Genomic DNA, 23488 nt, shown 5'->3' on the forward strand with positions numbered 1-23488 from the left:
TAATTATGAAATGGAACCGAAACATCAAAAACAAAGGTAACGCGAGTTAATGCAGTTTAGATGTCGAACAGCTTAACTCTAATTAAGTGTGGAGTGACGATGGGAACCCTCAAAATCCTAAAGGGGAGATATTGAGAAATATTATGATGAGTAATTAACCGAACGCGAGCTAAAATAATCAATCACTAGGGACAATCACTAATTACTAATTACTAATTACTCCTGACTAATAAACATCTTCCGAAATTCAATTTCAACCTTTGAGTAGCAAAGGTTTCAGTTTCTTTTTCGGAGATGTCTAATAACGGATGACTAAAATTGTTTCATCGCTCTTTCCATATCCCGCTTGTCTTCGCGTTTCTTCAAATCTTCGCGCTTGTCGTACAGTTTTTTCCCTTTACCCAAACCGATATCAAGTTTTACCCAGCCGCCTTTCAAATACATTTTTAACGGCACTAAAGTCAAGCCTTTTTCTTCCACTTTGCCGATTAATTTGCGAATTTCCTGCTTGTGCATCAGCAATTTACGGGTGCGGCGGGGCTCGTGATTAAAATAGTTGCTAGCACTTCTCCAGGGCGAAATGTGAACGTTGATGAGCCACAGTTCCCCGTTCCGAACTAAACCATATCCATCCCGCAAATTGGCTTTTCCTTCCCGAATTGATTTGACTTCGGTTCCTTTCAACTCGATTCCCACTTGGTATGTCTCTATAATTTCATAGAGATGGCGCGCTTGTCGGTTATCGCTAACAATTTTGTATCCTGGACTTTTTTCGCTCATTTTTACCTCCGATAAAATTAATTATTATAACGCTAGCTTCTCTGTAGAGAAAATCGAAGCTTGACAAAACTTAAATAACCGGTCTAGACATTACTAATTTTGCTGAGCTAAGATGTCACCAACGTGAATGTCAAGCGGTATCATGCAGCGCACCAATATTCCCAATTCTGACCTTCCAGATGCTGTCAGTCCCAATTCTGGGGTTAATTTGGTTTGGCTGGCTCCTTGTTTGTTAGCCCTTGCTTGGTTTTGGGCCAATATCTCGGCTGTTAAGTGGCTGTTATCCTCGTTTGTTGAGATAGCCACACTGTACAAGATAGTAATTGGTTTTTTGATTGTAGCATTAGTAGTGCGATCGACTGGGAACTCCGTTAGCGCAGCCCTCGAAGAGGATCGCCCGCCGGGATTTTCACTCCATTTCGTTTTGAGGCGAGATCCGCTGCTGTTGATGTTAGGTGCGGGTATTTGCTCGATCGCCCTTCAGTACATAATTGATATCAAACAAGTTACTGTCCTCCTATTTATCCTCGGAACTTACGGGCTGTGCGGCTTACTGGTGGAGCAGAACTTTTGGCAAAAAAACTTGCCAGTTGCGGGCTTGCTGGCTTGTATTTTACCATTCAACAGTCAGTTGAATAGCGGATTAGGTTTGCCGGCGCGAGTGCTGACTGCTCAGGTAGTAGAACAGTTGCTCTCAATGCTGCACGTTGGGGCTATTTCTTCTTACGATATTATCGTTTTGGAAAACGGCATCGCTCACGTTGATGTGCCTTGTAGCGGCATTAAAACCCTCTTAGTCGGAACGCTATTTTTGCTAGCTGCTACCTGGCTGGAAAGCCGTAAATTGAGTTTAAGATGGCTAGGAGTCGGCGCTGCTAATCTCTTAATGTTAGTGTCTGCTAACGCTGCGCGCGTTGCCGTGTTAGTCCTGGTTGCCGAAGTGTTTAAGCAGCCAAAATTAGCCGAAATTATTCACGTTCCTCTGGGAATTGTCGGTTTAGTATGTGCTTGTTTTGTGACGTGGTTAATGCTGCAACGAGTACCGAAATTTCAGCCAGAAAAAACCAGCGGTATTTCTGCAAAACCCAACTCAGGAATACTCCAAAATCACCCTTTAGCCAAACCAGTAATAATTGCAGCACTAACAGTTTTGGCAGTCATGGCTCAACTGTCTCATGTAGAAACGTCAAAAATGGCGATCGCACCTTTAAGATTACCTGAATACATTAAATCAGAGTCGATTCCCCTGAATCCTAGCGAACAGAAATTCTTTGGCAACTATCCAGACACGCAAACACAAAAAATCAGATTTGTTGCCGGCAACTTGCGCGGTTCCATGCTCACAGTAGCCAGCACATCCTGGCAAACTTATCACGCCCCCGAGTTGTGTTTTGTAGCAAGCGGAATTCCCGTCAATCGCATAGAAAAAAAACAACTAACTCCTTCAGTAACAGCGCGCTGGCTGTCTCTCAAAAACGACCAATTATCAGCAGCATACTGGCTGCAATCTGCACAGCTAACTACCGATAACTTCTTGTCCCGTATCGGCAGCGATCTTACCCAAAAAAATCACAATTGGGTGCTAGTTTCCATTTTGTTTGACAGTTCGTTACAAGCAGAAAATCATGAAGTAAAAGAGTTTGCTAGTAATGTATACGATACCGTCAAAAAAAGCTTCCAAGGAGAAATAAATGAAAATTAAACAGGTATTTGATGGACTTGTTAAAACAATTTTTTGGCTGTGGAATTTGACTTTTTTATCGATTGTTTACTTGGGAATTTTGCCGATTATAGGAGGGCCATTAATTAGGGCGACAATCGATGGCATCGTCCCGCTAGAGTTTTCTTTGACGATGGCAGCTACGATCGCAGTACCCACTGTATGTACAGTAATAGGAGCTAGGCGTTTTAGCAAGCAACCCCTACAGCTAATGCGTTGGTTTTACGGCGTAGAAGCACCGCTATTTTTGCTTTGTTTGCTTCGCTTATTCCTGCTACGAGAACTCACTCCAGCTAGTTCTCAAATCATCGCTACTATTGCTTTGTGCATTGCAGCATTTTCAGTGGAAATGCTGTACGGCTATCTGGGTAAAAAAGAAAATGTTCAAAATATCTCAGATTCTCAAAGTTCCCATAATAAACAGCATCGTTTTTTAAGCTTAATCCGAGAAAAACGAAATGCGTGGCTGCAATTAGGATGTCACAGTTTAATGCTAGTAGTTGGCATTTGGGCGGCAACATTGCTGATGTATTACGCTGTACCTGTGGCATTGTTTACACTTTATGGATTCTTCACTGTAGTCATTGAATTTTTCAAGTTTACATGGGTATCAGCATTTTGGGATATCTTTAGATACGGGGAGTGGGTCTGGGGTTTAATTTGGATACCGCTATCGTTTATATTCTTTGGTTTAACCTGTAGCTTATTCGTTGTCATGCCTTCGCTGTACGGCTTTCTCTACATTCATTCCGGGCGGAAAATATGGCAGAGTTTTGCTGCACAATACGGGAAAAATAAAGCGCTAATCGGAAGTTTGGGAGTCATAGCAGCTTGGCTGGCTATTTTCTCGGCTTTGCAGCAGCAGCCACAAGTTGCAGCACTGAAAATGCTGGCGACTCCCCCCACAAACGACAGCAGCCGCCAAACTATATTAGCCAAGTCTCATATGATTCGAGCGGGCTTAGTTAACGCTTATTTGTCCCCTTACCGCTACTTGAGCACTGTAGGAGAAAACAACCACATTTATGAGATATACAAAAATAGTTGGATTTTCCCTGACGGAGCGGCTCAAACTTTGCAGAACAGCTATAATTTTTTAATGTCGCCGTTTTTGTATCAAGGCTCTAGTGCTGATGTGGAAAAAGCAGAAAAACTCTACGGCGAATTCTTCGATACGGAGCTGCAAAAAGGCGACACAGAAGCAGTAAAACACGCGGTACAGTCAACATCAAATCGCGAGGAAGCAAAAGCCGGTTTGCTGAATGTCAATGAGGAAAAAGTGTGGTTGCAGTCGCAAGAAGTGACAGTCAAAGAAAACGGCGACTGGGCTGACGTTCAACTCTACGAAGTTTACAAAAATCAAACGCCAAACTTGCAAGAAGTATTCTACTACTTTTCCTTGCCGGAAAGCGCCGCAGTTACAGGAGTGTGGCTGGGAGATACTGGCGATTTAAACAAACGTTTTGTATTTACGGTATCGCCTAGAGGTGCCGCCCAGCAAGTCTACAACCAACAGGTAGTAGAAAGAGTCGATCCGGCTTTGCTAGAACAAATTGGCCCCAAACAATACCGCTTGCGGGCTTTTCCAATCCCAGCTAAACGAGAACTCATCCAAACTGACGGGCCAACGGAAATGCACCTATGGCTTACCTACAAAGTCATGCGCCAGCCGCAGGGTTGGGCTATGCCTGTTTTGGCTGAGAAACGCAACATTTTTGGGGACCAAAATACTCGCCGCACGATCGCCGGAAAAGAGGTAAAATACAGCGGGAAAGAAGCAAGAGAAACTTGGCTGCCACCCTTTTTGCCCGCAGCCGCACAGCAACCGCTAACAGCGCAGCAGGCGGTTCTACCGGGAGGAAATATCATTTCTGCTAAGCCGCTGGCTGATGCAAATTACTCGTTACCGCAAGGCAAAAAATTTGCAGTTATTCTCGATACTTCCCGCAGCATGGCGGCGGAAAATAAGCAAGTAAAAGAGACTTTTGAATGGTTGAAAGCTAATGCAGCAGCCAAGAATGCTGTTGATTTGTATATCGCCAGCGCTGCGGGAATGCCACCTAAGTTAGTAGAAAATGTACGCAATTTTGATGCAGCAAAGGCGACATTTTACGGTACAATCCAGATCAAAGATATGTTGCAACAGTTTGCACAGTTGCGGGGCGATAAAAGTTACGATACTGTATTTTTGGTGAGCGATCGCCACAGTTACGAATTATCGGACGATCGCAAACTTAAACTTTCCATCTCTGCACCGCTGTGGACAGTACATTTGGGAGGTTTGCCCCCCGGCTACGACGACGCAACTTTGAAGGTGATTCAAGATAGTGGCGGCGGAGTTGCTACGGATATGAAAGAGGCGATGCAGCGAGTAGCAACAACAGCAGCTTCGGGCCCATCTACAGTTAGCGTTGTTGACGGCTATGCTTGGAGTTATGCCAAAACGCCGCAGTCGAAAAAGACTGCAAAATCGGCGACAGTCGCAGAGTTAAAAGATACCGGAAATGAAGGCTTTAAACCGATAGCTGCGCGGCAGTTGATAACTGCACTTAGCAAGCAGAAAAATTCAAATCAATTGACGCAACTGGATGCGATGCACGCAGTAGCTAAAAATTTCAAAGTGGTGACGCCTTATTCTTCGATGATTGTGTTAGTTAATGACGCGCAAAGGGAGCAGCTAAAAGCAGCGGAAGCTAAGAGCGATCGATTTGACAGAGAGGTAGAATCGGGTAAGGAACAGTTGAGTAAGCCGAATAATCCTCTGAATGTTTCGGGGGTTCCTGAACCGGAAGAATGGCTACTGTTGACGGTAGGTGCGATCGGGCTTTTGGCGGTTTTCCTCCGTCAGCGGCGCGCCAAAATGGTAGGTTGAAAGATGGTTCGGCGGTTGAAACTGCTCCTTGTCAAACAAAGTCTGCCTCCGCAGACTAAGAGAGTGAGGGGGTATTTAAGCCGGACTTGATATCAAATACTAATCTACAGTCGCCTTGAGACGACTTGAGCTATGAGACAGGGGTTTAAACCCCTGTCGGACTTAGCTAATAACGAATAACTAATCTATCTCCACAAAAACCCGATCGCCCTCAATCTTTACCGGATAAGATTCCAGGGAATCGGCGGGTGCATTCAAACATTTACCGCTATCTAATTTGTACTGATACTTATGGAACGGACAGGTAATGATACCGTTGCTTACCTTACCCATGTCGATCGGATATTCTAAATGAGTGCAAGCATTGCGGTAACAAGTGACATTCAGGCCTTGACGATTCAAAATCACTGAAGTTTCGTCAACTTTTACCTTCAACACACCCCCTTCGGGAACTTGATTTAGTGCTGTTACCTCTACCCACATATAATCTTTCTCGCTTTAAATAAATTATGACAGAATGATAGGTGCTCGGCTTGAGAATCCGGGTAAGTTATAAGTTGCAAATTTAGCTGAGCTGTGAGATAATATATCAAAAATTTCTATTTATGAACTTCAAAATCTTGACGGGACTCCTGACAGGGTTAGTTATTTCGGCCAGCACAGCAGCGCTGTTTTGTCAACCCAGCCAAGCGAGAAATAATAGCTTTTTCTGCGCTACTCTCAACAGGCTGCCTGTCACCTTCGCTCGTAACTCGCGGGGGAATGTGCCACTCGTCCGCTGGACTTCTAACAACTATTTTCCGCCGCCGTGGACGGCCCAAAGACGCTGCCAAGAGGTAGGCATAAGATTTCAGCGCAACTACGACAACGGTACTCTCAAATATATTAACACTGGGACTCTCAACGGAGAACCCGTGGTGTGCGCTGCTGTTAACAAAGACGATGCTTGTACGAATAGGACTTTGCTATTCACTCTCAAGCGGGGAAGCGATGCTGACGCTACGTTGCAGAGATTAATGGATCGTCGCGGCTTAGGGGCTGGATATATATTATCTGAAACTGGGCCTGGTTCTGTTGATGTGGAGAGATATCTGGAGGAGACACCTGTTGAGGAAAATGTTTCTCCTATTTCACCATAGGCGAGTGAAATCAGCAGCCCGAGACGGAGGGACACGGATAGACGGATTTGCGATCGTGGTTTTGGTTGTCCAATAGGAGGACTGACGCATAAATACTAAAGAAACCGGGTTTTTTACCCGTGTTAAAGGCTCTATTGCAGTATTTTCGTAAAAAACCCGGTTTCTGCCTCTATGACTAAATATCTCAAATCTCCAACCTAAAATTTCAAATCAAATCATCTGTGTATCCGTGTCCAAATCCGTGTAATGCGCTTTCTCTCTCTATTCTTAAACCAAAATCAATGAACTTCTTTAATAAAATTCCCATCGCGTTAATTGGTACTGTTGCAACTATTGTCATCGCACAACCAACCGCAGCTTTGGCAATATCTGCTGATGAAGTTGGCAAAATAGCTAAATCAATCACTGTCCTGATTGACAGTAAAAATCCTGGTTCGGGAATAATTATTAAACGGAATGGTAACACTTACACGGTAATCACAGCCCGTCACGTTTTCAAAGATGCTCAAGCTAAATATGAGATTGTCACCCCTGATGACAAGCGGTATTTACTCAATTACAGCAGTGTCAAAAAACTGCCAAATATTGATTTAGCAGTTGTCGAGTTTACCAGCAGTCAAACTTACAGCGTTGCTAAGATTGGCAACTCGGATTTGGCGACGGAAGGGAAAGCGGCTTATGTGGCAGGATTTCCGAAGACTTCAGCGGCGATTAATCGTTCGATTTACAATTTCACGGATGGGCGAATTACTGCTAATGCTTCTAAACCAATAAATGATGATGGTTATGCGTTGGTTTATAGTAACAATACGCTGCCGGGAATGAGCGGGGGGCCGGTGTTGAATGAGAATGGCGAGGTGGTGGGAATTCACGGGAGGGCGGATACGAGGGCGGCGGAATCTAGCAGTATTAATCAGAATATTCAAATTGCGAAGACTGGTTTTAATCTGGGGATTCCGATTAATACGAGTTTGAGATTGTTGGCTTCATCTCAAGTGGATTTAGGGGTGAAGGTTCCGAGTGCGCGTGTGGCAACAGGACTGAAAGCTGATGATTTCTTTATTCAGGGTGAGGAAAAGTTAAATAAAGGAGATTATCAGGGTGCTGTAGCCGCTTATAGTCAAGCAATTCAGCTTAATCCTAATTATGCAGATGCCTACCATAACAGGGGTGTTGCCCGATCTGACTTAGGAGACAATCAGGGAGCGATCGCCGATTATAACCAAGCCCTGAAAATTGACCCCAATTTTGCGACAGCTTACTATAGCCGGGGAGTTGCCCGATCTGACTTAGGAGATAAGCAGGGTGCGATCACTGATTACAACCAAGCTTTGCGAATTAATCCTAACTTTGCCATTGCTTACAACAACCGGGGAAGTGCTCGCTATCAATTAGGAGACAAGCAGGGTGCGATCGCCGATTACAACCAAGCTTTACAAATTAATTCTAACTTTGCCACTGCCTACTTAAACCGGGGAGTTGCCCGATCTGACTTAGGAGACAAGCAGGGTGCGATCGCTGATTACAACCAAGCTTTGCGAATTAATCCTAACGATGCTGAAGCTTACAGCAACCGGGGAAGTGTTCGCTCTGACTTAGGAGACAAGCAGGGTGCGATCGCTGATTACGACCAAGCTTTGCGAATTAATCCTAACCTTGCTGGAGTCTACTACAACCGGGGAATTGCTCGCTATCAATTAGGAGACAAGCAGGGTGCGATCGCCGATTTCAATCAAGCTTTGCGAATTAACCCTAGCTATGCTGAAGCCTACCATAACAGGGGTGTTGCCCGCTCTGACTTAGGAGACAACCAGGGTGAGATCGCCGACTACAACCAAGCTTTGCGAATTAATCCTAACTATGCTGAAGCCTACTACAACCGGGGAATTGCCCGCCGTGCATTAGGAGACAACCAGGGTGCGTTGTCGGACTTTCAGAAAGCGGCCGACTTATATCAGCGGCAAGGAAAGAAAGATGATTACCAAGATGCCCTAAATAGAATTAGACAGCTTCAAAATAATACACCGACTAGACCAACATCTACTACCCTCCTCAGTGCTAATAGCTCATTAATACCCGGTAAATCCTCTGCCCTGCCCTCTGATGGAAGTCTGTACGAGGAGCATACCTTTGAAGGCCGTGCCGGTCAATCAGTTACAATTACCCTAGAAAGCTCTGATTTTGATACCTTCGTCGCACTCTTTAGCCCGGATGGAAAACTGTTAGCAAAAAATGATGATATCAGCCGATCGAATACCAATTCAGCCCTCACCTTCACCTTACCCGCCAGCGGTCGCTATATCGTAGTTGTCAATGCTGTTAAAAAGGGCGAAAGAGGCAGGTACACTTTGACAATCCGCTAGTAGAGAAAGGGCATTGTCTTGTCCGGCGCGGGGAGAAAGAAACCGGGTTTTTACCGAATATATGGGCTGCAACGAAAGTATTTTTGTAAAAAACCCGGTTTCCCAGCCCCAGCCAATGCTATTATACTGATAATTTGTCATCCTCCAAATTCAAATTCATGGCGAAATAACGATTAATTATTATCTGATTTCAGAGGAAGAATTTGATCGGCAGTTAAAGTAACTACTTTGCCATCTTGCCAAATGCTAATTGATTCCCCTAACTTGCGGTGTTTTTCTATGGCTTTAGCAATAGCAATTTTAACCCCAGCATCAATTTTTTGATGGAGCTCTGTTAGGGTAATTTGCGGTTTACGATCCAAGGGTGATTTGGTTCCAGACTGGGGGTTCATAAATAATTGCCTAGTGATTACCTTCAATCTGAAATATTTATTTTCAACCAATCCACAAAATCAGCAAATGTCATCTCTTCCGTTAACACTAACTCCCTTTTATTTTCTAAATGCAGGTGAGGAACATTTTCACCTGCATATTCTTTCCCAATCTTACCATACTTGAGCCGAATAGCACGGGGGTCAGGGCTATTGTCAAAACCTGCTTCTACACGATCGCCCTCTAAAACATAATACCGATATTTCCGTATTTCATCGCTGAACAACTCTGTAATCAACACCCGATAAATCCTATACTTAGCCTCAAGCCGCAAAATAGCCCTTAAGGGTGTCAGATCGTTAACGTACTTTACCCCTTCAAAAGTAGCTTCAGCAAGAGCAATTACATCAGCAAAATATTCTGTAACTTGCGCGTCCAATCTCCTATCCCCTTATAGCAAAATTCCCAATCAGCCAAGTCAATTTCCCACAAATTATTAACCTTTAACTCAAGATTTTCGATAAAAACGTCATCTTCAGAGACTCGCTGGTTAAAAGTGAGATAATCCATCCCATATTTAGCTTGATACTGAGCATTTCTTTGCCGAAGTTCAGCAACTTTTGCGGTAATCTGCTCGATGGTATAGCGTTGGATCGCTAAATCCATAGCCACCTGCAAATCACCCAAAGCACTCAACACTTCAACATATTCATCTTTGATTGATACTGTCACCATAATCTGACAACTGCCTCAATAAATTTATTTCGTGCCTTGAACTTCCAGCGACTTAATCATTTTCTCAACAACCGGCAAAAACTTATCGTATTTCCCCGCTTCCGCCTCATAGGTTATCAAATAAGCCTTGTCATTTTTCATAGTCCAAACATTCAATTTTTTAAACTCTTCATTCCCTTCTTTTGTTGTATAAACAACTCTATACCCGTTTTTACCAGCCAGAGTAGATTCACCCTCTTGAGCTATCTTAGCATTTTTATCTAAATTCAGGATTTCTTGTTTAGATAACTTCGTATATTCATCAAGGGTTTTATTATTCGTCGTAGGTTCTACTGTCACAATCAGCCGTTCCTGAAAGTTATCAGCATCGTTTTCTTTAGGTGAAATAAATTGAACCACATCTTTGGTAACGGCGTTAGACTCTTCTTGTTTAGTCCAATTATCGGGATATTTGATTTTAATACCTTGGGCTGTATTGTCATAACTTGCCAGATTATCGCCAGCCTCCAATCCCAGAATTATTCTAATTTCTGGTGTCAATAATCCTGCTACACCAAATATGACAGCCAAACAAAGCCCAAGCAAATTAATTTTATGATCTCGCGTCCAGTTACTCATTAATGTCAATAAGTTAGGAGATGATACTAGAGTAGAAGATGGTCGAACTCTCCTCAAATTGTTGAGAGCTTGCAACACCTCTGCGGCTGACTGGTAGCGATCGCGAAAATGATAGCGCACCATTTTGTTTAAAATATTAGCAAAACCGGCGCTAACAGGGACGCGATCGCGCCAAACAATTTCACCGTTAGCATCTTTTGGCAACTCGTGAGGAAGTATGCCAGTCAGCCATTCAATGGCAGTCACTCCCACAGCATAGATATCGCTGCTCAAGTTAGGCTGTCCGTTATTTTGTTCCGCTGGCATATAGCCACCTGTGCCGATGCAAATAGTCGGCGGAGTTTGCCCTGTGGTGTTAACTATTTGAGTGCTAATTTGTTTGACAGCCCCAAAGTCAATTAAGAATATTTTGCCGTCTGAATTGCGCCTCATTAAATTAGCAGGTTTAATATCCCGGTGAATGACTTTGTGCTGCTGAACAAATACCAATATTTCTATGATATCCTGCAAAATAGCCATAACTTCCGACTCGCTAAGCTGCTGGCCAGGAGTAATTTCTTTACTTAAATCTATCCCCTCAATCAACTCTTGAACTAAATAAAATTCTTGATTTTCCTCAAAATGATCCAAAAGTTCGGGAATATGAGGATGAGTTCCTAGTTGGTGGAGGGTGTCTGTTTCTGTTTTAAATAAACGTCTAGCTATACTTAGAGTTTGCGGATCTGTAAACTGTGGCTTGAGTTGCTTGACGACACACCGAAGATTACCCGATCGCTTTTTATCTTCAGCCAGGTAAGTCTGACCGAAGCCACCGCCTCCCAAGTGTTTTATGATGTGGTAGCGTCCTGCGAGTGTTTGTCCTTGCATGAGAGTTATGTTGGGTAGCAGTAGTGTCGGGGCTGAACTATTGATAGCTTAGTTTAGTTTGGGAAACCTGTCATCTTTAACGGCTAGGTTGAGACTATCTCGATTTTGTAGTTATAACAGTTTTCCCCTACGGATGAATCTGACTCAAAATTACCCTCAACCGATCGTAATCATCCTTCAGCAAAACACTCAAACTCCTCCCCGCTTCCACCAACCAAGTTCGATCGCGCATCCGCAACTGATAAATCTCCCGAATCGCCGCCGCCGTCAGCGCATCCACCGGCGCATTAGCCACCCCCAGCAGCGTCCTCAAAAAATCCAACTGCACCGTAAAATCAATCACCTCATCGGGTTCGCAGCGATAAACCGCCTGGTGAATCTGCGGTGGGCGCGGCGGCAAATACTGATAAATTTTACCCCTCGATGGGCCGTGACCGTTCAACCTTTCCGGCGCAGCCTCAAACCCGACAATCGCCACTCGAAACTCGGTTTTGAGCATCGCAAAAATCTGCGGTTGTTCTTCCCGCAACTCTTCCAGCGACAAACCCAAAGCGCGAGCTCTGTGCACCGAGTCGATCGGGCTAGTCGTAGCGTAATAAACCACGCCGTAAATTTGATTTTTCGACTCTTCATCCTCGGCCTTCACCCAACTCCCAAAAGGCGGCATCACGGGAAAGCTTAAGTCTTCCGGTTCCAAACATTGAGCCAAAAACTCCGAAGTTGCCGTCTCGATCACCTCAGCAATGCGATCGGGATGGCGCTCTTTTGTAGCAAATTGGGGTAAAGGTAAACGCATAGTTTTAGTGATTAGTCATTAGTCATTAGTCATCAGTCATTAGTCATTGGTTTTGTGCTAGTTTCAAGGGTCTTAAGTTAGTAACCTGGTAATGGGTACTTTAGCAATTACAAATTACCCATTACCCATTACCAATGACTAATGACCGCTGACTATTTCGCGCGACCAGCCGTAGCATCCACAAGTTCCAACTGGGACAGGCGGAACGTAATCAGCTTGTCCCAATTCCCGCCTTCAAACAGTACCGCGACTTTCCCGTCGCTAACTCGCTGGACTTGTCCTTGAAAGGTGTAGTAAATCTCACCCTTATCTTTAACTCGAACTGCCGAACCTGGAAAAATCATAATTGTTTGAAAGTTAAGTTGGCTGTTTATAGCTTACCGTTTCTCGTTTCTAGTTCCCAAGCAGAGCCTGAGAACTAGGTAAATCTTCGTCAACAGGAAGACGCGAGGCAAAGCGCAGAAACGAGAGTTTGTTAGGCTAAGGCTGCTACGGAAACTTTACCGGCAATGCGGCCCGCGATCGCCCGCAACTCCCTAGCTGAAGCAGAACCCGGTTGCCCCACCACGATCGGCACCCCCGAATCCCCACCTTCCCGCAACGGAATTTCCAGCGGAATGCGGCCTAACAGCGGCACTCCCAACTCAGCAGCAGTCTTTTCCCCGCCACCGGAACCGAAAATATCGTATTGCTTGTCGGGCATATCAGGCGGCACAAAATAGCTCATGTTTTCCACAATTCCCAACACCGACACTCCCAACTGCTGGAACATCTTTAACCCCTTGCGAGAGTCCAACAAAGCCACAGTCTGCGGCGTCGTCACGATCACCACACCAGCCATCGGCACCGCTTGCGCCATCGTCAACTGCGCGTCTCCAGTACCCGGAGGCATATCGACAATCAAATAGTCTAAATCGCCCCAATTCACCTGATAGAGGAACTGGCGAATGATCCCGTTCAACATAGGGCCGCGCCAAATCACGGGTTGGTCTTTGTCAATTAAAAACGCCATCGACACCAATTTGACGCCGTAATTAAAGGCGGGTTCGAGGCTTTCCCCGCTTTTTCCGTCCCTAACCATCACTTTCGCGTCCCCCAGACCTAACATTGTCGGGTCGTTGGGCCCATAGATATCCGCATCCAGCAAACCCACCTTAGCGCCGGTTTGGGCTAGCGCTACTGCCACATTTACCGCCACCGTGCTTTTGCCGACGCCGCCTTTGCCGCTGGAAATTGCGATAATATTTTTAACGCCTTCAATGCCTTGGCGATCGACCACTCCCTTCTGCTGCGGCGTCTCGGCTGTCACCTCCACCGCCACTTTTTCGACTCCTGGTAAATGTTTGACGGCTTTTTGGCAATCTTCGACAATAAATTCTCGCAGCGGGCAAGCAGGCGTTGTCAGCACTAAAGTAAAACTGACGACACCGCCGTCAATTTTTATGTTACGAATCATGTTCAATTCCACCAAACTCTTTTGCAGTTCGGGGTCTTGCACTGGTCGCAGGATTTCTAAGACTGAACTAACATCGAGTGTATTGGGCATTGTGTTCTCCACCATAGCTCTGCAATTGGGTTTGCGAATTTTCGATCGCAGGTTTAAGTATATTTTTATTGCTATTTTTTAATGTAACTTCATAGCGATCATTTGCAGACCTACGGTGGCATAATTACATGACGACTGGATTTGGGATTCATCGCCCATCTAAAACTCAAATCTGACAACAGAAAATTTTATGACAGTTTCTACAACACTTAAAACCGCCACTTCCCCGTTTTTGCCGCCTGCTGACTCTAGAGCTAGAGTCAGCCAATTTATGAAAAGCCTACAAGACGAAATTTGTCAATCCCTCGAACAGCTCGATGGCCTGGGCAAATTTAAGGAGGACTCTTGGGAACGCTCCGAAGGCGGCGGCGGACGTTCTCGCGTCATGCGCGAAGGCGATGTGTTTGAACAAGGGGGAGTCAATTTTTCCCAAGTGTGGGGCGAAAGTTTGCCGGCCTTGATTCTAGCCAAGCACCCAGAAGCTGCGGGTCACGATTTCTATGCAACGGGTACTTCGATGGTGCTGCACCCCCGTAATCCCTATTTGCCTACGGTTCACCTGAATTACCGCTATTTTGAGGCTGGGCCGATTTGGTGGTTTGGCGGCGGTGTGGATTTGACTCCTTATTACCCGTTGGCTGAGGATGCAGCTCATTTTCACAAAACTCTGAAAGCAGCTTGCGATCGCCACCATCCCGGATATTATCCGACATTTAAACTCTGGTGCGACGAATATTTCTACCTCCCTCACCGCCAAGAAACCCGCGGCGTGGGCGGTCTGTTTTTTGACTACCAAAATGCTCAAGGCGCGCTTTACCGCGACCATCATGTCAAAGGCAAGGCCGCTGAGTGCAGCAACAACATCGGGGTGCCGGAACCTAGGACTTGGGAGTCGCTGTTCGCCTTCGTACAGGACTGCGGCCGGGCATTTTTGCCGGCTTACACCCCAATTGTTGAAAAACACCGATCGAAAGAATACGGCGAGCGCGAGCGTAATTTCCAACTTTACCGCCGTGGCCGTTACGTTGAATTTAACTTGGTGTACGATCGAGGCACGACCTTTGGCTTGCAAACCAACGGACGTACCGAATCGATTCTCATGTCCCTGCCACCTTTGGTACGCTGGGAATACTGCTACGAGCCAGAACCCAACTCTCCAGAAGCCGAACTCTACTCCAAGTTCTTAAAACCGCAAGATTGGGCGAATTGGATGCCTCAGCAGTCACCGACCTGAGTTAAACTACTGGGACAGTAACCACCGCGATAGATAATAAATTTGAGGGAAGGGTCAGTGATTCATATTGATCAAAAAACCCACACGCTTCAAGACGGTACAACAGTTATCGTCTTAGCACCGACAGGACGGTTGGACATCACTACAGCTTGGCAATTCCGCCTCAAGTTGCAAGAGTGTATTTCCAAACTTAGCCGCCATGTTGTAGTGAATCTTGGTCAGGTTAACTTTATCGATAGCTCTGGCCTGACCTCACTTGTAGCAGGTATGCGGGATGCGGATAAAGTTAAGGGAAGTTTCCGCATTTGCAATGTTCATCCCGAAGCCAAACTGGTGTTTGAAGTCACCATGATGGATTCTGTGTTTGAAATCTTTGAAACGGAAGAAGAAGCTCTAGAGGGGGTGCCGCGCGCAAGTTGACCACCGGGCTTGCATCGGTTGCGGTGTAAGCACAATTTAAGCTTGAGGCTCACAAAATGCGCCGGAACCCTCCACAAGAACAGGAAGCAGGTAAATTCTTGCCAGCTTCCGTTTGCTTTCTTTCTTTCTTGAGAGGTTGAGAGGTTAACCAAAACACTAAAGTAGAAGAATAGGTCAAGGTAAAGTCTTGCCTTCTATCCTAGATAGCTAAATCTTTCTTCCTTGTTTCTTGTTGCTTCTTACTTCAAACCAATATCTCAGCAGCAAAATCCTGACGCTTGACAAATCTAAAAGGGCCCATTAAAGCTCCCCATATAGCCTTGCCTGTCGTGGGGCTTATTCCTTTGTCGTAGCTGAGAAATTCCTCGCCTGCGGCTTCAAATCCCAAGTCTACTTGGTAATTTTGTCCCCCGTAGGCAAAGCCGCAGCGAGTGCCCTCCGGCAAAGATGCCCGAAAGCGATAGCTGTTTGAGGCTAAGTTTTCCACTGCAACCGACAGGGTGCAGCCTGGGAGGAGTTGGATTTGCTCCTTCGTTAGCTTTCCAAGCAAGTCGGGGTTGCAACCGGCTCCTTTGACGGCTGTAATGTCGTGGAACATATAATACTGAGCTTCGATAAGTCCCGGCGCTATCTGTGAGTGCCTCAGTTGCACGATGCGGGGGCGGTATGGCTTGTCTAATTCCAGAATGTTGGCTTGTTCGGCAAACAGGGCAATGCTGGGTTCGGAAAATAAAGGAACGGGTAGCGGTCTTTGCCACAAACGAAGGTGGACGTACCACGTCGGCTCTGCTAGCGCTTGTTCCCGGTTGTCAAATTCGCCCGCCATGTACTGGGCTAAAGCTATTAATTCAGGAGAAATTGTCATGTTTGTTTGGTTTTTCACCATTAGGGGTTGACAAAAAAAAGTTATTGTGATATGCAACACCATATCTAGGCTGGGCAAGTCAGAAGATTAGATTTATGAGCGATCCCAGCTAAGCTATGATTGTAAAGATACTGGGGTTTTTCTCTCCTATTGCGACATATTAATTGTTGCTGCCGATCGCGCGTAAAATCTTTTTGATAAAATTTTGTCTCGCAATCCGGCGGCAACGCTTAAAAAACTGGCAATTTTTGTCAGCCAGATCGCAGAATTGATTCCCCCGACTTTACTCACGCCGCGCTGGCACGCCCGCTACGGCAAAATTATTTATCTATAAGACTCAGGTGAACAATAACCGTACTGTTTCAGATACTAAGCGAAGTTTCTATACGATTCACACTCGACCGATCAACTCAATTTACCGTCGAGTGGTGGAAGAGTTGATGGTAGAAATGCACTTGCTTTCGGCGAATGCCGATTTTCAATACGACCCGATTTATGCTTTGGGTGTAGTGACAGCTTTTGATAGATTCATGCTTGGGTACGCCCCAGAAGCCGACAGAGTTTCGATTTTTAACGCTTTGTGCAAGTCCCTAGAAGACGATCCAGAGCGCTACAAGCAAGACGCTCAGCGATTGGAAAGCTTGGCAGATAGACTTTCCGGGCAAGAGTTGCTCTCGTGGCTCGATCGCTCGACTAGCTTTGAAGATACAGCGGATTTGCAAGCGTCTTTAGGGGCGATCGCCAGCAACCCTCAATTTAAGTACAGCCGCTTGTTCGCGATCGGTTTGTTTTCGCTGTTAGAAAAAGCTGACCCTAACTTGGTAAAAGACCAAGAAACGCGAAACAACGCGATCGCTAAAGTCAGTGCGGCCTTGCACCTGCCAGAAGACAAAGTTAGCAAAGATTTAGATTTGTACCGCAGCAATTTGGAAAAAATGGCCCAAGCGCGAATAGTGCTTCAAGATGTCATCCAAGCGGAACGGAAAAAACGCGAAAAACGAGAGACAAAAGTTACCGTCGGCCCTTCGGCTGAGTCTTCGGACAGCAGCAATTAATCGTTTGAAGGAATAAGGAAGTTCGGCAACGGATGTCACGGATGTCACGGATGTCAGGAACAAGGAAGAAGGAAGAGGGAGTTTTTTATTTTTTACATCAAATAAAAACTCTTAAATTTTAAATTTTTTTCTTGAATTCTGGCTTCGGCCTTGTGCCTTCAGATATTGGCTGCTCAGAAACTAAAAATCCCGCTTTCTGAATTGAGCGGGATCGACTTAATCAAAATAGAGCTGTTGGGGTGGTACTAAGGCTGTGGCTCAAAATTAGTGGCGTTAGCTTGCAGCCAAGTGCTTAGCTGTGAAAGAACCTCGTTGCCAGAAGACTTGCCCAAAGCTGTGGGGTTTGGGGTGTCGGGCCGATCCAAGTTGCGGGCGATCGCTGCGTTGACTTCTTTGGAAATCAAATCGTGAAGTTGCTCTTTAGCCCTAGCCCTTTGAAAGTGAGCTCCCTCTTCCGTCGTAGCGTACAGAGGTGGCAGCCTATTTAAAGCATAAGCTGCAATATCCCCCACATCCAGACTCAGGTCGCTCGTCGCCTCAATTTCGGCTACCCTAGCGATCGCATCGCTGAGAACCAACTCTTCCATCACGTTGATGAACTGTTTGCGTGGCAGAACCACCACTTCGCCAGTCAACAAAGATCCCATCAGACGATCGAGAGCCATGTACTCTTCGATCGACAATTCCGAAGCCGTATTGCAGATCCGTCCCACCTCAGCTTCCATAGACGGCGTTAAATAGCCATCCTGCAAAGCCTGTTCAACAATTTTTTCAATACTCATATATGCTTCCCACTCAACGGCATCATCAATAAAGTTTTGTGAAGACGCGATTGTTAGCGTCTTGAGATTCGAGTTTTGAGGGTTGAGTTGAGAAATTTTATACAAATCCTAACTCAATACACATAACCCATAAAGTTATCTGCACACCCCAGCCACAAACTTACCCCATAATTGACTATAAATCCGTCAAAACCTGTAAAAACTCCTACTCAACTCCCTGAAGTCGCCAAGGTACAGGATCGACGGACTGCCCGTGCACGTAAAGTCCCCAATGCAGGTGAGGGCCTGTGGCAGCCCCCGTTGACCCCAGAGCACCGATTACTTGACCAGCTTTCACGACATCGCCTTCCTTCACATCAATCCGGCTGAGGTGCATCAAAATACTTGCTACCCCCTGACCGTGGTCAATACCAACGACATTCCCGTGGATTTTGAACCCTTGAGATTCGCGTCCCACTAGAGACACCCGACCTGCTGCTGGTGCGATTACAGGGGAACCGTAAGCACCTGCGTAATCAACGCCACGGTGGTAGTAGTCTTGAGCAAATACCCCATTATAATAACGTCGCACCCCGTAAATAGTAGTAATTTCGCCGGAGTTGGGGCGCAACAATTTGCCGTCCCAAAATTTTTCGGGTGTCACCAGTGCTTTAAATGCGTCTACGCGATCGAATTCAGCATCTGTACCTTCCTCGTCTTTCCCAGGCGGTAGCCAGATGGATTGAGTAGGAAAATCTCGATCGCGCACTTGCACGTTCAACTTCTGCACTTGTCCGTCACTGGCGACTTGAAGAAGGCGGACACCGGGTTTCTCTAGCGGCGTCGTCGGCAGCAGGGCCCGAAAGTGGCCGTTGCCGATGGGAAACGCGGGATAGTTTTTTTGCTGTAGAGAAACTTTTGGAGTTTCCCCGCCGTTACCGTCAACCTGAATCATTACTGACAGCGTATCTCCCAGTTGGGGATTGGCCGGTGTCACAACTACCTGCAAAGCTTGCACGGGCAGGGCAAAACTCAGAAAGCCAGCCACAATTCCCCCGATCGAACTCACCGTTAGTTGCTTTGCCTTCAACCCTCCCCACCGGAAAATAGGATTCACAATTATTTTTGCACTTTGTCGGCAGTTGCCTTGATTTACATTCGTCATCACCGATATCCTAAATTCTTATCTAGCTAATGTTACACAAAGTAGCTAGCTCTAGCACGCTCTCACTGCAAAGGGTAACGCAATGTTAGGACTTGCGCTAAGTCGGTAAATGTAGCCTGTAAAAGCGCAAAACCCAACGCACGATTTGCCTTGTTTGTAGCGTAACTGGGTAAGTTTTGAGTATTTGGCGTATTTATTAAGTAAATGCCATAGTGGTTAATCATAGAAAGGTCAAAATGCCATGCCAAATGACCAAAATCAACCCAGAGAATATGATGCCGTCAAAGGCGGTCAAAATTCAACTCCTGTCGATGCTGCGGTACTGGGAGGAATTGACGGCGTTAAAAGCCGCCTAGCCTCGCCCTCTGTCGAAGTGAGAATCATCGCACTCTCCGAAGCGCTCAAATATGGAGAAGCAGGGTTAGATTTGATACTGGGAGCCTTGCAGGATGAGTCAGTACAGGTGAAATTAGCTGTCTATTCACTACTGAAAGATAGAAATGAGGAGAAGATAAAACAACATTTACAAAACTCTTTTTTTGATTTTGATATCATCACTGTTAATTCTAATGGACGAGAAAGCAGCCGCAGCAAGTCGTTTGCTTTCTACTTCCCCGAAGACCTCGGAAATGGAATTGTGTTGGAAATGGTTTACATTCCCGGTGGCACATTGATTGTAGATTCGCCAGTAACAGAAGTTGATAGATATATAGTTTACCCCGAAGGTGAGAAGCCTGAAGTCACAATACCCGCTTTTTATGCAAGCAAATACCCCATCACCCAAGCACAGTGGGAAGCAGTAATGGGAAAGAGAATCAACGAATCGAGTTTCACAGCCGAAAAACATCCTGTTGAAAATGTATCGTGGCGTTGGGCCTTAAAATTCATTAGAAAACTATCGGAAAAAACTGGTAAAAAATATCGTTCCCTGAGTAAAGCAGAATGGGAATATGCTTGTCGTGCCGGTACAACAGCCCCATTTGATAGTGATGTTTTTATGGCAATTATAAAAGCAGTTAACCGTGAAGGCAATCATCTGGATCTTGATGCACCGCAGGGTCTTCATCGCCAAATAAAGGATGTGGGGAGTTTTCCGCCTAATGCTTTTGGACTTTACGATATGCACGGCGAGGTTGCGGAATGGTGCGGGATTAACTTGGGTGATACCGACAAAGGCGCACCAACTGGCGGTATTCTCCCACTCTTAGTTCGGATGAACCTTGAGTCTATCAATCACACAGATTCCGATCTCTTCCATCGCATCTTGTACCTGTGTCACAGCCCGTATCGGGAAGGCATCGGCTCTTCTTTGATAGAGGGTTTTCGCGTAGCAATGTCGTCGTATTCTTCCCCATCCTAGTTTTTCCGGTAAGGGATCTTCTCTCTGGCTATTTGGCTCTTTTCTCTGTTGATTCTTTGTAGGGTGCGTCGCCTTCTACAATCTACAAGTTCGATAATCTGTCAGCGACGCACCATCCAAAAGACGGCGCGATCGAACTGGCGGTTAGCTTGTTTACTTTCAACTGCCCCCACCCCAAAATAAGACCTGTAATTATTTCCGCACTTAGCCCGCAGTTGTCTCGATTCACACTCATTACCATCACTAGCTGTCCTTAACCTTTCTCTCGCTGATATATTTTTAACTATCTAGACTAACTATAGCAATCCGCAATAAAAATTCCCGTAATGCGGGGAGGAAAACCTGCTTAAGCCAGACGGTCACACTACCGTTTCCACCACCACAAATCCAGGAGAGCCGAAGTTTGAACAGAAACACTCTTCATCTATAACCGGATGGAATCATCTTTTATCAGCCCTAGCTACTGTTGCATAACTTTTAACAATTAATATTATTAATATCACGGCTATGCGACAGAATTATTGTTAACTCGTCTGCTGTTCAATCAATGCTTTCTTGGCAGTTTATTTTCCGAGAACCTTCCTCAAACTCTCTAGTTATTGTAGCCTGTTTTGGCAAAATAGTATTGATTCCCAATTTTACAATCTCCTCTAAAATGATATGAGATAAAAATTAAGAATTGCTATAATTTTATCACCTAGAATTATAGGGATTCAAAGGTAGCAGTGAAACCATCTAAGGTCAAGCATTCTTCCATAAATTCCTCTACATCGTTGACATTCTCAAGCTGATATTCCATGATGCGTTGACCATCGCCTTTCATCTTTTTGGAAGAAAGAGGTGTGGCAGGATATTTGGCAGCGATCGCTTTGAAAGCTTTGGAATGGGTATCCCAGCTTGCAGCAGAACATTTTATGATTAAAAGCCACATGATTAAATTCCTCTTTGGGTTTGGTTTACTAACAGTCTGGCACCAGTAACACTTAGGTCGATAGTGCCGAAAAATCAAGGGATTCGGTGGTTTGGAAAAAAGCTAAAAGCCGAGCGACTATGTGAGCAACACCATCCTTAACATTAGACTCAACATTCAAAGGCATCACCGGATCGTGGAGTGATAAGCGTAACATAAACCAGCCGGATTCGCTAGGTGACGTGCAGGAAATTCGCAGACCTTCATAGTTATTGGGAACTATTTTCCAGTCAGCTTGTGTTGAGACAAATTCTTGCAGTTGCTCAATAACGCGATCGCCGTGAGCCTTGAAATCATCCACACCAAGTTTAATCCGAAATTCTGCACTTTCTTCGGGTTCTTTTAAATTCGCAATTAAATCTGGCAAAGATTGGTTTGCTAGCTTTGACTTAGCCAATTCAATCAATAATTTGCTGACCAAATAAGCGCCATCATCCAGAAAGTAATTTTCTTTCAAAGCTCCATGTCCCGAGGTTTCAATCGCCAGCCATGATTCCTGTTCGGCTTCATTGAGGCGAATCGACTCGTCAATCACATTTTTGTAGCCGCGTTTAAATCGATGGTGAATCCCTTTTAAATCCTGTTCGATGAATTGTGTCAAGCCATCAGAGGTAATAGAATCGGTAACAATGGTAGAGCCTGGGTGTTCTTGTAATACGATCGCAGAAATCAAGGCAATTAAGCGATTGCGATTGAGTTCCTTGCCAACTTGATCGACGGCCGCACTGCGATCGACATCGGTATCAAAAATAATCCCAAAATCAGCTTTATGTTCAATTACCGCTTGACAAATTGACTGCATTGCCTGTTTATCTTCGGGATTTGGCACATGATTGGGGAAAGTACCATCTGGTTCTAAAAACTGACTGCCCTTGGTGTCTGCACCTAAGGGTTTTAAGACTTTATCAACATAAAAACCGCCAGCACCATTGCCCGCATCCACAACAACTTTTAATCCTGTTAGTGGTTGCTCAAAATTATGTGGATGATTGACGGCTTCCCGGATATTTTTGACAAATTGGTTAGCATAAACAGAGATGAAATCATGCTTTGTAATGTTACCGGGCGATGCGGCTGGCTGGAAGTTATTGCTTTGGGCTAGTGCTAAGATATCTGTAATATCCTGTTTTTGTAACCCACCTTTGGCGGTGAAAAACTTTAAGCCGTTTCGATTAAATGGCAAATGGCTAGCAGTGAGCATAATCGCGCCGTCGCAATCAAAACCAGGGGTAATGGTACTCATAAACATGGCGGGGGTTGAGGCCATTTCAAAGTCGTACACGGTTGCACCAACTGAGGCGATTCCCTCCATGACAGCTTGCATTAAGGTTGGCCCTGATAGGCGACTGTCACGCCCGATCGCGATCGTTAATTCGGCCGCTGGTTTATTGACTTTTTGCACCAGCCAAGTGACAAAGGATTTACCTAAGATTGTCGCAATTTCGGGCGTTAGGTTGACTTTTTCATTGGGAACGCCTTCGAGGGCGATACCGCGAATGTCTGATCCATTTTGAAGTTTTGTCCAGTTGAAGTTTTGCATAATAATTGATGGTAAGTAAAAATATCGGAGTCGGCGGTTGAAACCGATCATACAAAGTTTTGCCTGCCGCTAGACGGTTCGACTCAGCTTAGCCGAACGTCCTGCGCGGACTAAGAAATAAACAGGGGAGAAATTTGAGATTTGGTATTATTAGTCATTAGGGTGACAGAGTTTTTCAATTCAATCAGCTAATCGGCATTTAAGTTGTATTTAAAGAAACAATCCCAGTCTTGTGGGTGGGATTTGAGCAACGCCCACAATATCCAATTGAAATGTTGAACCGCTTACTGGGAATTTTTGCCCCATCACC

Annotated in this window: 23 protein-coding genes; 9 read left to right on the top strand and 14 right to left on the bottom strand. The window is 45.3% G+C overall.

All coding sequences use genetic code 11. The annotated features are described in order from the left end of the window. Nucleotides 1–312: 312 nt before the first annotated feature. A complete protein-coding gene (gene smpB, locus QUA04_RS16595; RefSeq protein ID WP_006631384.1) occupies nucleotides 313–780 on the bottom strand; it encodes an SsrA-binding protein SmpB in 468 nt (155 codons plus the stop codon). Nucleotides 781–907: 127 nt separating this feature from the next. Here smpB and xrtO point away from each other — a divergent pair, with 127 nt between their 5' ends. Both xrtO and QUA04_RS16605 read left to right on the top strand, forming a co-directional pair. Further along, nucleotides 908–2482: an exosortase O gene (gene xrtO / locus QUA04_RS16600; RefSeq protein WP_333258403.1), complete on the top strand. Its 1575-nt coding sequence runs from the start codon at nucleotides 908–910 to the stop codon at nucleotides 2480–2482. Further along, the gene (locus QUA04_RS16605) at nucleotides 2472–5372 is read left to right on the top strand and encodes a TIGR02921 family PEP-CTERM protein (protein WP_333258404.1); all 2901 of its coding nucleotides are present in this window, start codon (nucleotides 2472–2474) and stop codon (nucleotides 5370–5372) included. The genes xrtO and QUA04_RS16605 overlap by 11 nt, the downstream gene beginning before the upstream one ends. A gap of 180 nt (nucleotides 5373–5552) precedes the next feature. On the opposite strand, the gene QUA04_RS16610 is transcribed toward QUA04_RS16605, so the two are convergent. Beyond that, nucleotides 5553–5855, bottom strand: a complete 303-nt coding sequence (locus tag QUA04_RS16610; protein WP_333163350.1) for a Rieske (2Fe-2S) protein — start codon at nucleotides 5853–5855, stop codon at nucleotides 5553–5555. A gap of 122 nt (nucleotides 5856–5977) precedes the next feature. On the opposite strand from QUA04_RS16610, the gene QUA04_RS16615 reads away from it, so the two are divergent. After that, nucleotides 5978–6511, top strand: a complete 534-nt coding sequence (locus QUA04_RS16615) for a COP23 domain-containing protein (protein ID WP_190743939.1) — start codon at nucleotides 5978–5980, stop codon at nucleotides 6509–6511. Nucleotides 6512–6792: 281 nt separating this feature from the next. Continuing rightward, the gene (locus tag QUA04_RS16620) at nucleotides 6793–8874 is read left to right on the top strand and encodes a tetratricopeptide repeat protein (RefSeq protein ID WP_333258405.1); all 2082 of its coding nucleotides are present in this window, start codon (nucleotides 6793–6795) and stop codon (nucleotides 8872–8874) included. 173 nt (nucleotides 8875–9047) lie between these two features. Here the strand turns inward: QUA04_RS16620 and QUA04_RS16625 are convergent, their stop codons facing one another. The 7 genes from QUA04_RS16625 to QUA04_RS16655 all read right to left on the bottom strand — a co-directional run bounded on the left by QUA04_RS16625 (nucleotide 9048) and on the right by QUA04_RS16655 (nucleotide 13808). Continuing rightward, complete coding sequence (locus QUA04_RS16625) at nucleotides 9048–9266, bottom strand: hypothetical protein (protein ID WP_333258406.1); 219 nt, start codon at nucleotides 9264–9266, stop codon at nucleotides 9048–9050. Nucleotides 9267–9289: 23 nt separating this feature from the next. After that, nucleotides 9290–9685 (bottom strand): hypothetical protein, encoded by a 396-nt coding sequence (locus QUA04_RS16630; RefSeq protein ID WP_333258407.1) that lies wholly within the window; start codon nucleotides 9683–9685, stop codon nucleotides 9290–9292. Continuing rightward, the gene (locus QUA04_RS16635) at nucleotides 9649–9981 is read right to left on the bottom strand and encodes a hypothetical protein (RefSeq protein ID WP_333258408.1); all 333 of its coding nucleotides are present in this window, start codon (nucleotides 9979–9981) and stop codon (nucleotides 9649–9651) included. The genes QUA04_RS16630 and QUA04_RS16635 overlap by 37 nt, the downstream gene beginning before the upstream one ends. Before the next feature lie 24 nt (nucleotides 9982–10005). Continuing rightward, nucleotides 10006–11466, bottom strand: coding sequence for a serine/threonine-protein kinase (locus QUA04_RS16640; RefSeq protein ID WP_333258409.1), 1461 nt, complete (start codon nucleotides 11464–11466; stop codon nucleotides 10006–10008). A gap of 127 nt (nucleotides 11467–11593) precedes the next feature. After that, a complete protein-coding gene (locus QUA04_RS16645; protein WP_333133747.1) occupies nucleotides 11594–12262 on the bottom strand; it encodes an HAS-barrel domain-containing protein in 669 nt (222 codons plus the stop codon). 152 nt (nucleotides 12263–12414) lie between these two features. After that, complete coding sequence (locus tag QUA04_RS16650) at nucleotides 12415–12606, bottom strand: NAD(P)H dehydrogenase subunit NdhS (protein ID WP_172186737.1); 192 nt, start codon at nucleotides 12604–12606, stop codon at nucleotides 12415–12417. A 131-nt stretch (nucleotides 12607–12737) separates the two neighbouring features. After that, nucleotides 12738–13808: an Mrp/NBP35 family ATP-binding protein gene (locus tag QUA04_RS16655; RefSeq protein ID WP_333258410.1), complete on the bottom strand. Its 1071-nt coding sequence runs from the start codon at nucleotides 13806–13808 to the stop codon at nucleotides 12738–12740. A gap of 190 nt (nucleotides 13809–13998) precedes the next feature. On the opposite strand from QUA04_RS16655, the gene hemF reads away from it, so the two are divergent. Both hemF and QUA04_RS16665 read left to right on the top strand, forming a co-directional pair. After that, entirely contained in the window at nucleotides 13999–15042 is a 1044-nt protein-coding gene (gene hemF / locus QUA04_RS16660; protein ID WP_333258411.1) for an oxygen-dependent coproporphyrinogen oxidase, read from the top strand. A gap of 57 nt (nucleotides 15043–15099) precedes the next feature. After that, nucleotides 15100–15462 (top strand): STAS domain-containing protein, encoded by a 363-nt coding sequence (locus tag QUA04_RS16665; RefSeq protein WP_006631392.1) that lies wholly within the window; start codon nucleotides 15100–15102, stop codon nucleotides 15460–15462. A 244-nt stretch (nucleotides 15463–15706) separates the two neighbouring features. Here QUA04_RS16665 and QUA04_RS16670 read toward each other — a convergent pair whose 3' ends face one another. After that, nucleotides 15707–16327, bottom strand: a complete 621-nt coding sequence (locus QUA04_RS16670; RefSeq protein ID WP_333258412.1) for a chromophore lyase CpcT/CpeT — start codon at nucleotides 16325–16327, stop codon at nucleotides 15707–15709. A 205-nt stretch (nucleotides 16328–16532) separates the two neighbouring features. Here QUA04_RS16670 and QUA04_RS16675 point away from each other — a divergent pair, with 205 nt between their 5' ends. Further along, nucleotides 16533–16661 (top strand): hypothetical protein, encoded by a 129-nt coding sequence (locus QUA04_RS16675; RefSeq protein ID WP_333258413.1) that lies wholly within the window; start codon nucleotides 16533–16535, stop codon nucleotides 16659–16661. Nucleotides 16662–16668: 7 nt separating this feature from the next. Further along, on the top strand, nucleotides 16669–17382 hold the full coding sequence (psb29, locus tag QUA04_RS16680; RefSeq protein ID WP_333258414.1) for a photosystem II biogenesis protein Psp29: 714 nt from the start codon (nucleotides 16669–16671) through the stop codon (nucleotides 17380–17382). A 245-nt stretch (nucleotides 17383–17627) separates the two neighbouring features. On the opposite strand, the gene QUA04_RS16685 is transcribed toward psb29, so the two are convergent. Continuing rightward, nucleotides 17628–18164: a late competence development ComFB family protein gene (locus tag QUA04_RS16685; RefSeq protein ID WP_006631395.1), complete on the bottom strand. Its 537-nt coding sequence runs from the start codon at nucleotides 18162–18164 to the stop codon at nucleotides 17628–17630. A 205-nt stretch (nucleotides 18165–18369) separates the two neighbouring features. Continuing rightward, complete coding sequence (locus tag QUA04_RS16690; protein WP_333258415.1) at nucleotides 18370–19308, bottom strand: M23 family metallopeptidase; 939 nt, start codon at nucleotides 19306–19308, stop codon at nucleotides 18370–18372. Between the two features lie 241 nt (nucleotides 19309–19549). On the opposite strand from QUA04_RS16690, the gene QUA04_RS16695 reads away from it, so the two are divergent. After that, a complete protein-coding gene (locus QUA04_RS16695) occupies nucleotides 19550–20668 on the top strand; it encodes a formylglycine-generating enzyme family protein (RefSeq protein ID WP_333258416.1) in 1119 nt (372 codons plus the stop codon). A gap of 703 nt (nucleotides 20669–21371) precedes the next feature. Here QUA04_RS16695 and QUA04_RS16700 read toward each other — a convergent pair. Together QUA04_RS16700 and QUA04_RS16705 are read right to left on the bottom strand one after the other, a co-directional pair. Next, nucleotides 21372–21599: a hypothetical protein gene (locus QUA04_RS16700; protein ID WP_333258417.1), complete on the bottom strand. Its 228-nt coding sequence runs from the start codon at nucleotides 21597–21599 to the stop codon at nucleotides 21372–21374. Between the two features lie 52 nt (nucleotides 21600–21651). Further along, nucleotides 21652–23178: a phosphomannomutase/phosphoglucomutase gene (locus QUA04_RS16705; RefSeq protein WP_333258418.1), complete on the bottom strand. Its 1527-nt coding sequence runs from the start codon at nucleotides 23176–23178 to the stop codon at nucleotides 21652–21654. Nucleotides 23179–23488: the final 310 nt, after the last annotated feature.

The sequence above is a fragment of the Microcoleus sp. S13_C5 genome (genome assembly GCF_036700845.1).
Classification (GTDB): Bacteria; Cyanobacteriota; Cyanobacteriia; order Cyanobacteriales; family Microcoleaceae; genus Microcoleus.

What these genes read in the sequence shown, in the direction of transcription:
- smpB (WP_006631384.1), bottom strand. Translation starts at nt 780, where the DNA reads ATGAGCGAAAAAAGTCCAGGATACAAAATTGTTAGCGATAACCGACAA.
- xrtO (WP_333258403.1), top strand. Translation starts at nt 908, where the DNA reads ATGTCAAGCGGTATCATGCAGCGCACCAATATTCCCAATTCTGACCTT.
- QUA04_RS16605 (WP_333258404.1), top strand. Translation starts at nt 2,472, where the DNA reads ATGAAAATTAAACAGGTATTTGATGGACTTGTTAAAACAATTTTTTGG.
- QUA04_RS16610 (WP_333163350.1), bottom strand. Translation starts at nt 5,855, where the DNA reads ATGTGGGTAGAGGTAACAGCACTAAATCAAGTTCCCGAAGGGGGTGTG.
- QUA04_RS16615 (WP_190743939.1), top strand. Translation starts at nt 5,978, where the DNA reads ATGAACTTCAAAATCTTGACGGGACTCCTGACAGGGTTAGTTATTTCG.
- QUA04_RS16620 (WP_333258405.1), top strand. Translation starts at nt 6,793, where the DNA reads ATGAACTTCTTTAATAAAATTCCCATCGCGTTAATTGGTACTGTTGCA.
- QUA04_RS16625 (WP_333258406.1), bottom strand. Translation starts at nt 9,266, where the DNA reads ATGAACCCCCAGTCTGGAACCAAATCACCCTTGGATCGTAAACCGCAA.
- QUA04_RS16635 (WP_333258408.1), bottom strand. Translation starts at nt 9,981, where the DNA reads ATGGTGACAGTATCAATCAAAGATGAATATGTTGAAGTGTTGAGTGCT.
- QUA04_RS16640 (WP_333258409.1), bottom strand. Translation starts at nt 11,466, where the DNA reads ATGCAAGGACAAACACTCGCAGGACGCTACCACATCATAAAACACTTG.
- QUA04_RS16645 (WP_333133747.1), bottom strand. Translation starts at nt 12,262, where the DNA reads ATGCGTTTACCTTTACCCCAATTTGCTACAAAAGAGCGCCATCCCGAT.
- QUA04_RS16650 (WP_172186737.1), bottom strand. Translation starts at nt 12,606, where the DNA reads ATGATTTTTCCAGGTTCGGCAGTTCGAGTTAAAGATAAGGGTGAGATT.
- QUA04_RS16655 (WP_333258410.1), bottom strand. Translation starts at nt 13,808, where the DNA reads ATGCCCAATACACTCGATGTTAGTTCAGTCTTAGAAATCCTGCGACCA.
- hemF (WP_333258411.1), top strand. Translation starts at nt 13,999, where the DNA reads ATGACAGTTTCTACAACACTTAAAACCGCCACTTCCCCGTTTTTGCCG.
- QUA04_RS16670 (WP_333258412.1), bottom strand. Translation starts at nt 16,327, where the DNA reads ATGACAATTTCTCCTGAATTAATAGCTTTAGCCCAGTACATGGCGGGC.
- QUA04_RS16685 (WP_006631395.1), bottom strand. Translation starts at nt 18,164, where the DNA reads ATGAGTATTGAAAAAATTGTTGAACAGGCTTTGCAGGATGGCTATTTA.
- QUA04_RS16690 (WP_333258415.1), bottom strand. Translation starts at nt 19,308, where the DNA reads ATGACGAATGTAAATCAAGGCAACTGCCGACAAAGTGCAAAAATAATT.
- QUA04_RS16695 (WP_333258416.1), top strand. Translation starts at nt 19,550, where the DNA reads ATGCCAAATGACCAAAATCAACCCAGAGAATATGATGCCGTCAAAGGC.
- QUA04_RS16700 (WP_333258417.1), bottom strand. Translation starts at nt 21,599, where the DNA reads ATGTGGCTTTTAATCATAAAATGTTCTGCTGCAAGCTGGGATACCCAT.
- QUA04_RS16705 (WP_333258418.1), bottom strand. Translation starts at nt 23,178, where the DNA reads ATGCAAAACTTCAACTGGACAAAACTTCAAAATGGATCAGACATTCGC.